The organism is Enterococcus sp. AMC1086, assembly GCF_058216575.1.
In genome coordinates this window covers 347,625-360,987 of the sequence record NZ_CM177100.1, presented here as the reverse complement: position 1 = coordinate 360,987, position 13,363 = coordinate 347,625, and the positions used below count along the sequence as shown (strand labels likewise).

At 31.6% G+C, this 13,363-nt stretch carries 16 protein-coding genes and 1 pseudogene; 6 read left to right on the top strand and 11 right to left on the bottom strand.

Features of this window, described 5'->3' with window-relative positions; all coding sequences use genetic code 11:
* Nucleotides 1-212: 212 nt before the first annotated feature.
* From AC4BC4_RS01790 to AC4BC4_RS01760, 7 genes are all read right to left on the bottom strand, one after another.
* Nucleotides 213-1,748: a DGQHR domain-containing protein gene (locus tag AC4BC4_RS01790; protein ID WP_490476585.1), complete on the bottom strand. Its 1,536-nt coding sequence runs from the start codon at nt 1,746-1,748 to the stop codon at nt 213-215.
* A gap of 14 nt (nt 1,749-1,762) precedes the next feature.
* Entirely contained in the window at nt 1,763-2,461 is a 699-nt protein-coding gene (locus AC4BC4_RS01785) for a hypothetical protein (protein WP_490476584.1), read from the bottom strand.
* A 96-nt stretch (nt 2,462-2,557) separates the two neighbouring features.
* Entirely contained in the window at nt 2,558-3,295 is a 738-nt protein-coding gene (locus AC4BC4_RS01780; protein ID WP_490476583.1) for a DNA adenine methylase, read from the bottom strand.
* Nucleotides 3,296-3,660: 365 nt separating this feature from the next.
* Nucleotides 3,661-4,083, bottom strand: a complete 423-nt coding sequence (locus AC4BC4_RS01775) for an antirestriction protein ArdA (protein WP_490476582.1) — start codon at nt 4,081-4,083, stop codon at nt 3,661-3,663.
* Between the two features lie 2 nt (nt 4,084-4,085).
* Complete coding sequence (locus AC4BC4_RS01770) at nt 4,086-4,208, bottom strand: hypothetical protein (RefSeq protein ID WP_490476581.1); 123 nt, start codon at nt 4,206-4,208, stop codon at nt 4,086-4,088.
* 484 nt (nt 4,209-4,692) lie between these two features.
* A complete protein-coding gene (locus AC4BC4_RS01765; protein ID WP_206850761.1) occupies nt 4,693-4,926 on the bottom strand; it encodes a helix-turn-helix domain-containing protein in 234 nt (77 codons plus the stop codon).
* Nucleotides 4,927-5,030: 104 nt separating this feature from the next.
* Nucleotides 5,031-5,255: a helix-turn-helix domain-containing protein gene (locus AC4BC4_RS01760; protein ID WP_490476580.1), complete on the bottom strand. Its 225-nt coding sequence runs from the start codon at nt 5,253-5,255 to the stop codon at nt 5,031-5,033.
* Between the two features lie 665 nt (nt 5,256-5,920).
* On the opposite strand from AC4BC4_RS01760, the gene AC4BC4_RS01755 reads away from it, so the two are divergent.
* The 5 genes from AC4BC4_RS01755 to AC4BC4_RS01735 all read left to right on the top strand — a co-directional run bounded on the left by AC4BC4_RS01755 (nt 5,921) and on the right by AC4BC4_RS01735 (nt 8,135).
* Nucleotides 5,921-6,316, top strand: a complete 396-nt coding sequence (locus tag AC4BC4_RS01755) for a hypothetical protein (RefSeq protein WP_490476579.1) — start codon at nt 5,921-5,923, stop codon at nt 6,314-6,316.
* Nucleotides 6,316-6,981 (top strand): hypothetical protein, encoded by a 666-nt coding sequence (locus tag AC4BC4_RS01750; RefSeq protein WP_490476578.1) that lies wholly within the window; start codon nt 6,316-6,318, stop codon nt 6,979-6,981. Before AC4BC4_RS01755 ends, AC4BC4_RS01750 begins: the two co-directional genes overlap by 1 nt.
* A 63-nt stretch (nt 6,982-7,044) precedes the next feature.
* Nucleotides 7,045-7,530 (top strand): hypothetical protein, encoded by a 486-nt coding sequence (locus tag AC4BC4_RS01745; protein ID WP_490476577.1) that lies wholly within the window; start codon nt 7,045-7,047, stop codon nt 7,528-7,530.
* Between the two features lie 14 nt (nt 7,531-7,544).
* The gene (locus AC4BC4_RS01740; protein ID WP_490476576.1) at nt 7,545-7,853 is read left to right on the top strand and encodes a hypothetical protein; all 309 of its coding nucleotides are present in this window, start codon (nt 7,545-7,547) and stop codon (nt 7,851-7,853) included.
* 12 nt (nt 7,854-7,865) lie between these two features.
* Nucleotides 7,866-8,135 (top strand): hypothetical protein, encoded by a 270-nt coding sequence (locus AC4BC4_RS01735; protein WP_490476575.1) that lies wholly within the window; start codon nt 7,866-7,868, stop codon nt 8,133-8,135.
* Between the two features lie 240 nt (nt 8,136-8,375).
* Here AC4BC4_RS01735 and AC4BC4_RS01730 read toward each other — a convergent pair whose 3' ends face one another.
* Nucleotides 8,376-8,831, bottom strand: a complete 456-nt coding sequence (locus AC4BC4_RS01730; RefSeq protein ID WP_490476574.1) for a hypothetical protein — start codon at nt 8,829-8,831, stop codon at nt 8,376-8,378.
* A gap of 214 nt (nt 8,832-9,045) precedes the next feature.
* On the opposite strand from AC4BC4_RS01730, the pseudogene AC4BC4_RS01725 reads away from it, so the two are divergent.
* Nucleotides 9,046-9,242 (top strand): annotated as a pseudogene (locus AC4BC4_RS01725) (GMP synthase (glutamine-hydrolyzing)); the annotation flags it as partial.
* A gap of 215 nt (nt 9,243-9,457) precedes the next feature.
* Here AC4BC4_RS01725 and AC4BC4_RS01720 read toward each other — a convergent pair.
* The 3 genes from AC4BC4_RS01720 to AC4BC4_RS01710 form a co-directional block, all read right to left on the bottom strand.
* Entirely contained in the window at nt 9,458-10,498 is a 1,041-nt protein-coding gene (locus tag AC4BC4_RS01720; protein ID WP_490476573.1) for a DNA-methyltransferase, read from the bottom strand.
* Nucleotides 10,468-11,256, bottom strand: a complete 789-nt coding sequence (locus AC4BC4_RS01715; protein ID WP_438757495.1) for a restriction endonuclease — start codon at nt 11,254-11,256, stop codon at nt 10,468-10,470. Before AC4BC4_RS01715 ends, AC4BC4_RS01720 begins: the two co-directional genes overlap by 31 nt.
* A gap of 861 nt (nt 11,257-12,117) precedes the next feature.
* Nucleotides 12,118-13,149, bottom strand: a complete 1,032-nt coding sequence (locus AC4BC4_RS01710; protein ID WP_490476572.1) for a hypothetical protein — start codon at nt 13,147-13,149, stop codon at nt 12,118-12,120.
* Nucleotides 13,150-13,363 lie beyond the last annotated feature (214 nt).

The following is a 13,363-nucleotide window of genomic DNA, read 5'->3' as shown; positions in this document are numbered from 1 at the left end:
TGATACAACTGTACAAATAATTTTAATTAGTACCAAGTAATTATCGGTATTAATTTATATTGAAATAATAAAAAGACACTTCCACTTTTTAGGAAAGTGTCTAGAAATTTTTATAAATGAACTAGCTACTGTTACAACATCCGAGAAAATTTCCAAAAAGACGCATCAAAATCAACTCTTAAACAGAAGACCCAATTTCTTTTTACACGCAATCATTCAGAAACTAGCCAATTATAAATTTTCTCTACAAACTGATATTCTTCCTCTGTTACGCTGTAAACATGAAAATTTTGATTTCTTATCTTATTGAGTTTATCCATCCACTTAGTTTTATCTGTCTTTTTCCCTGATCTTCCTTTTTCTTCTGGAAGAGTATATTTTTTAGAAAAAAGATCTTGCCAGTTACTTTTTTCCATTGAAATATCTCTCAAATGAATAAAATTTAAGCATTCTTCCCAAGGATCAACTTCATCTCCCTGCGCTCTTTCAAAATTTTTATCAGATGACAATTTATTCAGATCATCATAGACTCTTTTAGGTAGACCCAATCTAAACCAATTATCGCCATAATGTTCCTCTAGCTTAACTTTAAAATCTGTTCTCATTGACAACTCAATATCTCTTATCATCCTGTATGATCTTTCATTATATCTCATGTCATTATCTTTCCAATATTTTAACATTCCTTCTGGAGCAAAATCATCATATACTTCATTTATAGCTTTCTGTAATGTTCGCCAATATAAAGTTTTTCCACCAGCACCATAACGTTTTTTTATTTTTTCCCTCTCTTCAGGTAAAATATTTTTATAAAAATCAACTAAGATTCTCATGTAGGGTTTCATCACTTCTACTATCTCTTCCACATTAGCTTCTTTGCAATTTATATCCTTATCATTAACATAATTAATAATGTCATTCATAATTTTTATTAAGCTAAACACTCCAGAATTTGTAATCAAAAACACTGTTGTCTTATTAGTATCTTCCCATTCTTCGTTTAATTCTTTTTTGAAATATGAGAAATATTTTTTTAACAACTCCAACATGATAGATGCAGTTTCATCATTACTCCCAACATCAATAGAACCAGCCTTTTTCAGATCATTATTCTTATCATATTGATCAAAAAAATCACTCCCATCTAAAGACTGCTGAATAGTATCCAAAGTGATTGAACAATACTCCGTAGAAGAATTTTCTCCAACTATTATTCTTTGGTATAACGCAGAATCGAAATCATCCGCAAGACTCTGAGCAAGTTTTGATTTCAAAGCTATCTTACGTTCGTTTAACAACTCTGATGTACTAAGTATATCAGCATTCAATGTTGTTCTTAAATTTTTTGGTACAGCTTTTTGATTTTCATTTATTTCCATAAACAGTTTAATTTGCTGCTGTTTGCTCAAATTAACAAACGCAACTACAGGAATAGAATTCGTTTTAGAATACTTTGAATCTGCGTAACCATACAATCTATGTTGACCATCAATTATATAAGCTGATCTATACGACTGTGGAAGATGTAGAATCCCTATCTTAGAGATACCATCAGCAACTTGCTTGTCTGAATAATCAAAGTTCAAACTTTTTTGATCGATGTTAATAATCACTGAATTAGGGAAAAAACCTCCTTTCTCAACAAATTCCTGAACAGAATTCAATCGACTTTTTTTTATTATTCTTTGATACGTGGGCATCATTTGTCTGTTAGCATTATTCCTATGCAGTACATATCCAATTTTCAAAAGTTTCTCAGGCTCTATAGAAAATGAATAGTATTTATGCCCCCCCCAATCTTACCTTCAATAGCAGGTATTTTATTATTCATTTCTGGTATCCTACTTCCTGAAAATAAATAACCTAATAGTTGATACCTCGAAGTTTTACCTAAATGTTTTGATAATCCTTCATAATATTCTATGCTCTCCTCATCAAAATGGACAATACTTTTTTGATCCATAAAAGCAGCATCTTGATCCAATACCTTATAGTTCTTAGTAATAAGTATGAACGAATATTTTCTTTTATTATCTCCAAAATTTTTCTTTACAAACTTTATTAGTTTTTCTTTTCTATCATTTATTTTCTTTAATTCATCCATAAGGCTACTTCTATTATCTGCAATTTCTGAAAATTGACAGAATGCAAAAATAGCCACTTCATCATCCAATGCTACAATGTCCGTTGGATACCCATCGACAATCAATTCTTCTTTATTCATTTTATCAAAACCAAATTCATAGAATAATTTCCATGCTTTATTAATAAACATAGTCTTTGATGCTCTTTCTTTTCTTAACTGCGATGTTTTTTTATTATTTTTATAAACATTCCATCCTGTTTCAACAAACTTCTCTACATCATCATGACCAACACTCATCTGATCAAAAGCTTTGACTTTAAATTTCTTAACGGCTCCTAAAGTACCTATATCCACAATTTGATTAATAATATCCAATATATATCATCCTCTCTTGATGTTGGTAAATACATACTCTTTAACTTTTCCTCGCTTGGCATTTTTTCCACCAATTAAGCTAGCTCTTGATAATTCCTACTTTGAAACATTTCCTTGATCAAATATTTCAAGAATTGTTTCATGGGCTGCATTTGTTAGAATATAGTAAGCACCTCTATCATCAAGAACATCAATAAATTTTTTTAGTCTATATTGATCATCTAAAGAAAACAATTTTTGATTATATTTTATAAACCCGTTTTCATTATGAGATACCGTATACGGTGGATCCAATATAATAAGATCTTTATACTTTATCTGACTTTGATACTTTGAAAAATCACCGTGACTCAAATTTACATTTTTTAAACTTTGACCAACACTATAAATATTACTTTCTTCAACGTTATATGAATCTCTGTATCCAAATGGAACATTGTACTTCCCAGAATTATTCACTCTATAAATTCCATTAAATGATGTTTTATTTAAATATATAAATCTTGCAGCTCTTAATATGTCATCTGAATATTCAGCATCTCTTATACTGTAGTAAAAACTTTCTTCATTCTTATATTTTTTTAATTCGGTAACTACTTCTTTAGGATATTTCTGAACCATTTTATATGTGTTTATCAAATCTTCATTTAAATCTGAAAGATAAATATTTTTTTCAGGCTTCATAGTCAAGAAAATAGAGCCTCCACCCAAAAATGGTTCATAATAATCTTCGTATTCTAAATCTTTTGTAATGTCAAACAAAGCACTCTTAAGCCATTTTTTCCCTCCAACCCATCGTAAAAATGGTTTTGCTGTTTTTTCTACATTATCCAAAATAATTCTCCTATCAAATATGCTAATTAATAATGAAAGTATTTTACATTTTTCTCAATAACCTAACAATCAATGGAATATAGATATGTCTAATTTTACTTTTTCTGAATTAAAAATAGATTACACTTGAAATTTTAATAACCCCAAAAATAAACTTTATATTTTCAATTTGCATATAAATATTTTTATTTCCTTTAAGTAAAGTATACTCTATTAAATTGAAGAATAATAGTCCTTATAATTCATTAAAAACAACAAATTAAGTTAATTAAAGTCACCTTTTGTCTCGCTTTTTTTATATTATCAAAAAAACTGACCCTTTTTTAAGTCAGTTTTTTTCTATTTATAATAGCTCAATATAATACTTATTTATAAATTCCCCCACTCGTCCCAAAATCGTAATCCCTCCCAATAGCCTCATAATCAATATAATTCACCAAATACTCAGGAATATCATAATACCCCAAATCAACCAAAGCATATCCCAACTTCTCATGATCGCTCATCCCTGTATCATCCAATTCAATAATATTTACCTCAGCACCTCTATTTTCTGCAATCACTCGAACTACTTCATCTGGATAACTCATATATTCTTCCAAACTATCATACCTTTCTGCTAAAGATTGAGGAAAATCATATTCTCCAATAGAAAATGGCACATCATAATCAGTAATAAAATACTCTTCATACGAATAACCAAATTCATCTACAAACTCATTTCCCACGCAAATCGTTTGATACGCTTGCGCCAAGTCTTCCTCATCAAATGGAAAATGTAAATACACCCCTAACAAAAATCCTTCATTAAAGCTTTCAAATTAGTGAGATATATCCAATGATCGCTATCTCCGCCAACTCTTTTTCCGTCTTGCTCCATCATCAGTTCTTCTGTTACTTTTACTAATTCCATCTTATTCTTCCTCTCTTTGTCTTTTTGACCATCCATTTTGTTTCGAGCTGAGGCGCAGGTTGTTAGGATGCAATCCTGACGATTTTCTCTTCTCTTTTAGTGTTCAAAGTTTATGTATCAACTTTCAATGAATGGTTCATTTTGCTCTTTCGCTTTCGGCGCAATTGACACAGCAATTTTTTTTGATTGACGGAAAGGACGAAGTATTCGAAGGCTTGCCCTGATTCCTTGAAGGCAATCAAAAAAAATTGCTAAATTGCATTGTCCGAACTCGAAAGGGCAGAATGGAACATGACAGAGAGACTTACGGTTGGAAAAGTAAAACACGTAAAAAAAGAAGCTTGCGTATGCAAACTTCTATAAACTCATCGTCTTTAATTGTTTTTGTTTTTCTCAATATCTAAAATACTATCAATGACATCTAAAACCTTGTCTTGTCGTGAAGATAAAGATAAAGATAATTTAATCATGTTTATTTGCAATTTCATTTCCCCTTCTTATTAGGAAAATGGACTTTCACATCACTAACCCCACAAATATAATTCATATCAACATTATAAAATTTAGCAAGTTTAATCATAGACTCTAAAGGGATTCTCGTCTTACCATATTCATAATCAGCATAGGTTCTCTGACCCACACTTAACAACGCTGCAACTTCTCTTTGTGTATAATCGTTATCCTCACGTAATGCTCTTATTCGCTTAATATAATCCATAGCCATCCCTCTTTTTGATTATTCTATCCTAGAGTTATAGACTCAGTCTTTATTTAGAGTTATAAACTCTTAAGTATGCTAGTAGTCATTTTCCCTTAAACTAACTACATTTTAGGAAATGAGTTCTTCACATGACTAATCCCACAAATATAATTCATGTCAACCTCATAAAATTTTGCTAATACAATCATAGAATCTAGAGGTATTCTCGTTTTTCCAGATTCATAATCTGCATAAGTTCTTTGTCCAACACTCAACAGCGCTGCAACTTCTCTCTGTGTATAATCATTATCTTCACGTAATTCTCTTATCCGCTTTATATACTGCATGACTTGTCTCCTTTTCTAATTATTTTACGATAGAGTTATAAACTCTATTGACTTTTAGAGCAATAAACTCTAAAATAGGTTTAAGAGCAAAAACAATGAATGAAAAAATAGAATCATTAGGAGGTTCAACATGGCTCACCCAGTAAAAATGATCACCTATCAAGACCTACATAAACTAAATCATTCAATCCAACAATTAAAGAACTAGCACGAAACATTCAGTTTACTAAAAAACAAAACCCAAAATCATTCTATTCCCAATAACCTCTTCTATGAGCATGAGCGAATACTAAAAACATTAGCTCAAGAAACACACAAACTTAAAACCAAAGAGAAACTGAAAAACATTTTGATTTAAAATCCTAGCTGCAAAATGGGATTTTAAAGTTCATCAGTATTAGCCCGAACTGATACTGATGAACGATAGATTTTAACAAGTAGTTGGCTATCTAACTACTTATTTTTTTTAGCACAGTTATTTTCAACTAAAAAAGCCTAGAAAGAATCGGTCGAAAATCCTCAACATTTAAATCCATTTATAACTATTTATCACAATTAAAACATTGACTCTTTTTAATTTAGTTGGGATAATTAGTTTAGAGTAATATTCTTTTTACATATTTGTTCTCGTACTAACGTCTTGATAATTAAAGGAGCATGAGGCTTTGAAGAAGAAAAAATGGTTTATAGTTTTACTTGTACTTATATTAATTGGAGGTGTTAGTTTGTTTACTTTTAATCAAAATGAGAAGGAAAGAAAAGAACAACAAGTGATAAAGATGGAAACAATAACTGCAAAACAAATTAAAAATACCTTTGCGGATGTAACTGAAATTAGGTTTGCAGAAAAATATTATGAAAATAGCCTTACTGGTTATACGTCAGTGGATATCACTATAACTACCAGTTATGGTGTGATTTCAGACATTGATGCTAGTATGTCTTTAAATAATAAAGCTAAACGCTTAGAATCTTATCCAGTGGATCCCAAACTGTTAGAAGGTGTAACGAATAATAAAATAAAAGTTATCTTTTCCAATAAAACAGAGGAGAACTTATAATGGCAACAGAAAAAGAGTTACGAGATTTAAATGATAAAGTTTATCAAGTAGACCCTGATTACAAAGATAAAAAAATCAAATATACAGATAAGCCCAACAATGAGTTGACAAAGAATGAGCGAAATGAATTGACTGCAGGAAATCAAGAGTTCAAAGTACTTTCGGTTAAAAACGGCGACTACGGTTTTCAAGGAATGGCTGTAGCACCGATAGTAAACGGTACACCAGATATATCTCAAGTAACAGTTGTAGCAGCTGGAACGTATCCTGACGATGGAAGAGATTTTAAAGCTGCTTTAAAAGGTATGTCTCCAAACGGTTCTCCTCAAGATGATGTGGCGTTAAAGTATGTTGGTGATCTTATTTCTGATCACCCAGATTGGACGATTAATCAGTTATCTGGCTATTCCCAATCAGCTTATATGCTAAAAGTAGGCGCTCACTTTAAAATACCAACAACAGTTTTTAGTGGCTGGTTTCAATATCGTTCCTTAACACCAGCCGAAGAAAAATTTATGAAAGAAAACCCTCACTTATTTTTAAATTACCGTCAAAAAAATGACGATGTGACGAAATGGAATGATTTCAATTCTAAATGGGGAAATAGTGATGATTTTGGAACGATTATATGGGTAGATGGTAATAGTCATAAATTAAATAGTTGAACATTCGATAAAAAAACAGGACAGCTAAAGATATCAGATAGTTTGGGCAATTCTGAAGGAGCCATGATACAAGCCAGTCATTTTCTGATGCGTGGATTTTTAACTCAATTGACTATGTTAGATCAACTAAAAACCAAACTAACTGCCAGTGGTGGCGGACTATCAAAAAATGAAAAAATTTATTTAGATGACCAACAGGCGTTACTAGCCGTTAATACAGGGCGAACAGCTTATCAAAATGCGATGGCTAATGCTATAAAAGTATATCAACAGGCAATTACAGATGCAGAAGATATCTGGCAAGAAACATTACGGGAAGCCCGTTCTCAAATAGAAGTACTGTCGGATAATGAAATGAAGGATAGCTTATCAGCGATAGGAGCTACTGAACAACGAATAGTTGGTGAACCAACCGAATTTTTTCAGCAAAAAATCAATAAAGCAAGAACGATAGATGAGAAATTCGAATCGTTATCTAAAGAAATCAAAAGTAAAATCGACGAAATAGTTCAAACAGATCAACAACTAGCGCAACAATTGAAGCCTTAAAAAGGAGCTAACGTATGAAAGAGGAACAGATTACAGCAGATTATCAGCGAAAACGCCGTGAACTTGAAGAGGATGAAGATATACTAAAAAATACGCAACGAACAGGAGAACAATTAATACAAGAAACGTTGTCAGATATTTACCGAATTGTTCAACAGTCAGCTGTAGATAACGAGCCTTTTGATCGTGCCAAACAATCAATTATGCAAATAGAAAATGACTATCACGAAGAGCTATCAAGAGCAAAAAAACAGCTGTATCAACAACAAGAAAAACTTGAACAAGACTATCGAAATGACCTCCAAAAAGCAAATAAAGAATAAGGAGTTGTTCTATTGGAAGAATTAGCTAAAAAATTATTGAAAGAGTTAAAAAGGAATTTAGAAAAAATTCGTGTTCAAGTAATTGGCTCAGCAAAGATACAGAAATCTCATACCATGAAACAAGAAGCTAAAAAGCAAGGTGAAACAGCAATAGAAAGTGCTAGCAAGGCACTGTCTTCTTCCTCTCAAACATTAGAAGGTGCTGTTAAAGGTCAGTTTGGAAAAAAAGTAACAGAAGCTTTTGAGAAGCAACAACAAACTTTAGATAAGCTATCTTCTTAGCATTCAATGATTAAATTGATAACACTTTGATAACACTCTACTAAAATTGAGTACATTTTAAACAAACTCAAATCACTTAAAATGGCGTAAACTCAACTATTACGTATCGTGTAAAACTAATTTATTTTTGAGTGGGAATAAGAAAAAAAGCTTTTGAAATCCTTATTTATAGGGGATTCCAAAGCTTTTTATTTAATTATGATACGATTAACCATGGAAAGCTCAAGTAACTGCTCTTTGCTATTCTTCTCCATTAAATAGTTCTAAACCTAATTCTGCAACTTCTTTTTCTTGAAACTTAGTTAAAAACCAAAATGACATTTCTTCATGACCAACAAACCCTAACCATGGCTTTTCATTTTGAAAAAGAACTAAGTCTTCTGGTAGCTTTGGGCCACACCAGTCATTCATTGCATTGGAATATTTCAATAATTTAGCTAAAGAATGCTCATCAAAACGATATCTATATAAGGTAGCTTCATCTTCTCGAGCAATAATCAATCCAGTTACCCAACTATTAGTTGGTTTTTCAGCTATCAAAAAAGGTTCTAACTCTTTTATTAGTCGATAGGCATTTTCTGAATATTGATAAGAACCATCCTCAGAAAAATCAATATCATGTCGAATACAAAACTCAAAATAGTTACAATCATTTTTCTTCGATAGTTCAAGTACTTTTTTGTAGATTCTTCCCACAATTATATATTTTTTGAATTCATCTTCTAAACTCTTGAAATTTGTTTTAAATTCAACGTTTCTGATTGACTAATATCTCATTTAAGAAAATATAAATTACATTATGTTTTTAGAATATTCTAAAAATTCCATATTGTCAAGTCTATTTTTTAAAGTCCAACTGATTCGTATACCAAAAAATTAGAAATCGTGCGTAACTCTGATGCGATTTGAAGTGAGGGGTGATGCCCGTACGTACGATTATACTGTGAGGATTCGTACAGTGACTTTGATCGATGTGATGATAGCTGATTTTGCTATAATTCCTTGGAGGTGTTGCAGAAGATTTCTGTGAGAATCGTGAATGAAATGGATCATGTGAACCAGATTGTTTATGATATTACGAGTAAGCCACCTACTACTATGAAGTGGGTAAAGAGCCAACATAATATGAGTCGGAAATGTCGTCAAATCAACGTTTTTCAACTTATGAAACGTTTGATTTTCATAAAAAAGATATAGTTTCCTACTAAAAAGCCCCTTGCTAATTATTTTGAAAAGGGGCTTTTTTATTTGAGACGACATTTTCAATATAATTTTAAGGTAACAATTGAATTGGAAAGGTTCTGCAAAAGAATGCATTCGATTTAAGTAAACAGCTCATTCTGTTCTGCTTTTGGGATTTTCTTTGTAGAATTCAAGTAAATGTTATTTAACCTAGATTTAACTTTTTTTCCTGCTGAGTCAGCTGGGAAAGTCAACTCTTGTATAAATTCAATTTCAGGTAGGGTTATTTTTTTCTCATATTTATCTAAATACTCCAGAATGAAATCCGGTAATCTATTCAAGTGTTTAGATAGAAACCAATCTAAATGGTTCTGAAGATAGTCAAAACGAATATTACTGTCATTTAAGTCGTTTGGAACACGAAGTAATCTTTCATCAATTGAGTCAAATCCATTAAAAACACTAGATAACCGCTCTTTTGTCATATCCGTGTATTCCTTTTCAACTTCAAACCCAATACATCGCCTATTTAGCTGTTGACATACTCTTGCGGTTGTACCACTACCTAGAAAAGGGTCTAACACTATATCGTTTTCATTCGAACTAGCCAAAATCATTCGTTCTATTAATCCTTCAGGCTTCTGAGTAGGATGCGGTTGACGATTAGGATTAGAGTAATGAACGTGACTATATTTCCATACATTGCCAGGATTTGCACCACGCATATTGTTTCTTGACCTGTAAAACTTTTGGGGTACTCTTATATCATCAATATTGAATTGAAATTTTTCCGTTTTTGTGAACATTAATATATCATCATGCCTAGGACTAAATCCTTTTGTTTTTCCGATGCCTTGAGTATAATGCCAAGTTATCCATGAGTTGAAATGCAAGTCCAAATCTTGTTCCATTATGGAGTATAAGTATGATATAAACCTAAAACCCATAAAAATGTACATAGTTCCATTTGGCTTCAATACTCGTTTTACTTCAGATAACCAAGCCTTAGAAAAATTAATATACTCATTAAACTCCATGTTATCCTTAGTAGAGATGTAATCCTTTGACAAGTTGTAAGGAGGATCTGCAATTATCAAGTTGACACTATCATCACTTAATTTTTTTATCTCGGTCATTGCATCACCGTTAATTATCTCGATTTTTTCATTCCTTTTATCCATTTATGTTGTTCAGCCTCCCTATACCATTGATTTATATCACGACGACTGCTCGCTAAATATTTTCTATCAAGCATCTGACAAAAATCCCAAGTGGTTCTAAATTCTTGTGTCACATAGTGGATATCCCTAATTTGAAACTGCCCAGTACCAAGCGCAGGATTATAATTTAAATCATTATCGCCTAAAAACTTAAAATCATAGGCATTAAAATCAGTTATTTCCATTATTCCATCCATCAATAATGTTTCATCATTTTGCTTTGAGATAACTTGATGTTTTATGCTTAATACAATAAAATAAAAATTTGGATCTTCCACGTAAGCAGTTCTTATCCGCGAAAAAGAAGTGATATTCGGCCCTTTTCCAGAATTTTTAATATCTGCCGAAGTAGCTTTTACATCAACATTAGCCGTAATACTTCTGTTGTCTGTATCACTTTTTTCAAATTGAAGAATCACATCAGCTAACCCTAGTCTAGTTTGAGCTTCGACATTAACTAAATTATAATGATTCTCACCTTCAGTTAAAACATCTTCAAAAATTTCTTGCGCCCATGCCTCAATTAGCGGTCCTGCAATTTTATTGATATTTTCTAAAGGCAATCCTTTTCGTAAGTTGGTATTTAATACAATTCGATGTCTATTATTGGCTAGTGCGTAATCTAGCATTGCCTCCATCCGTTCAGTAATGGCCTTTGAGTTTTCAAAGTAATCCGAATCCTCGCGAGGTATCTTAAAATCAAAGTCAGTATATTCCATAGTGTCCACCTTCTAAAATAATTTAACACTCAAAATTATATCACTTTTTTTCGTAAATATCTGACTTTTTTTACTAACATGTAGCCAAAGATAGTGATATTTAACTTTCAAAAATAAATTACGCAAAATATTTAATTATAATTATTTAATTTTACATAGGGCACTCATGGGACAAAAAAGTTTACTGTTTTAAACTATCTGAAGTGGCTTGTGGATACTTGACAATGAACGTCATTTAATATTCAAAATAAATTCGTCTTTTTTTGTCCTTTTATATAATGCTTATTTACTATTTGAACCTCTAAATTATCTAAAAATAGAACTACATAATCATCTAGATTTCCTATCTCTTCTAGTATTTTTATTTTTCGATTGAAGATAAATTCTTTTTCCAGTATATTTACCTCTTTTTAAAAAGAATTTTAATAAATAATATATTCACTTGTGCATAATTTTATACTATATTACTAATGCAATCAATTTACAACTTTAAGGTATTCAAAAAATAGTAATACTTATGTTTTTATTTATCACTCCGTTCTACGACATTTTAAGACAAGAAAATCGGTCTCAATAGAAACCGACATTTCTTTATTATGCAGATGACTAAGGTTGCCATTCTCCCCAGCCGTATACAGATAAACTATCGATGCCTCCAAGGACCTATCCGCAATACTGCTAGATTGAGCAGGAGGTATATATGTACCCCCTTTGATTGTGTAGCCGATTGATAATTTTGTTGAGCTGTTTCGTCATATGCTTGCTGATTAGATGATTGATCAACTACATCCGCTTGGCGTTGTGCTTTAGCTATTTCAGATTGCTGATGAGGATGCGTCAGCGTTGAGAAATCATCCATTTTTACATGATTTGAATCAAAAATTTGAAAATCATAGGTTGATATTTATATTCGCTTTGAACAGCATCAGAGTCTCGAGGTACTGCTACTACAAGATCATTAAACCTTTTCAAAACCGAGTAAAAATATTGTTTCGTACCATAATTCACTTTTAAGAAAATGTCATTATTTACCTTTTTTACAATTCTCAATAATGAGCCACTGCGAATGAGAATATCATTTTTTATAAATTTCACACTAATCTTTATATTCACCTGATATTGTCTAGTATCAACATGATATCCTGAAGCCCCTCTTTTTGTCAGTTCTCCTTCAAAAACATGCTCTAGAGACTTGTCTGTAAAAATATCTGTATTTTTCAATCGTTTCAAATCATCAAGTGTTTCAACATTTCTAATTATATTACCTGTATCTTTCCCTCTATCAACAGTCTTAACAACTCCTGCCGACTTCTCAAACTCTTTCAACGCTTCCCACTCTTTAACAGTCAACTTAACTGCATCCAGCGTATAATCGCCATTTCTAAGCAACTTAGCCGACTTCAAAATATCTTTCACTCGATCGATCGGCAATACAGCTAATAACAAGAAAACACCTGAAGATGAGCGTTGCATTTTTGTAGAATCTTTCGCAAGCAGGATCTCAATATCATCAATATTGGTAAGGATTTTAAAAATCTCTGGCCCATACTCTTTAAACAATTCAACATTATGAACACGAAACAGTTCATGTAGCTCTTTTATTTTTTGAACATCCAATTTCCCATTGCGATAAATCTGATATTCGACGCTATTCGATAATTCTTTGATGACCACATCAATTCGGTCTTTCGGTTGTGCTTTGTTAAAGTCCTTTAGTGCTTTACACCATTTTTGATTTTTAAAATCAATGGTTTTATAACCATCTTTCCCACCTGAAAAATTCCCGGCACTACCTAGAAAAGCTAATCCTTCGGCAATCGAAGCAATAACTGTTTGTACGTCTGAGAAATCACTGCCATGCACTGCTTCAAAGGCGCTATATTTTTCTAGCAATTTTATTCCATTTCCTTATTATATAGAGATTATATTTTACTTTTCGGTTATTGATATAATCAAAAAATTGGAAGGTATCAGAAATTATTATTATAATTTTTCGTACGTCATGTTCAAAAAAGACAAAACTCAAAGAGTTTTGTCTCAATCACTAAAGATTTGAATAAATGATATGCAAAAATTGAGCACTCTATTATTCCATTTAAATCTATTT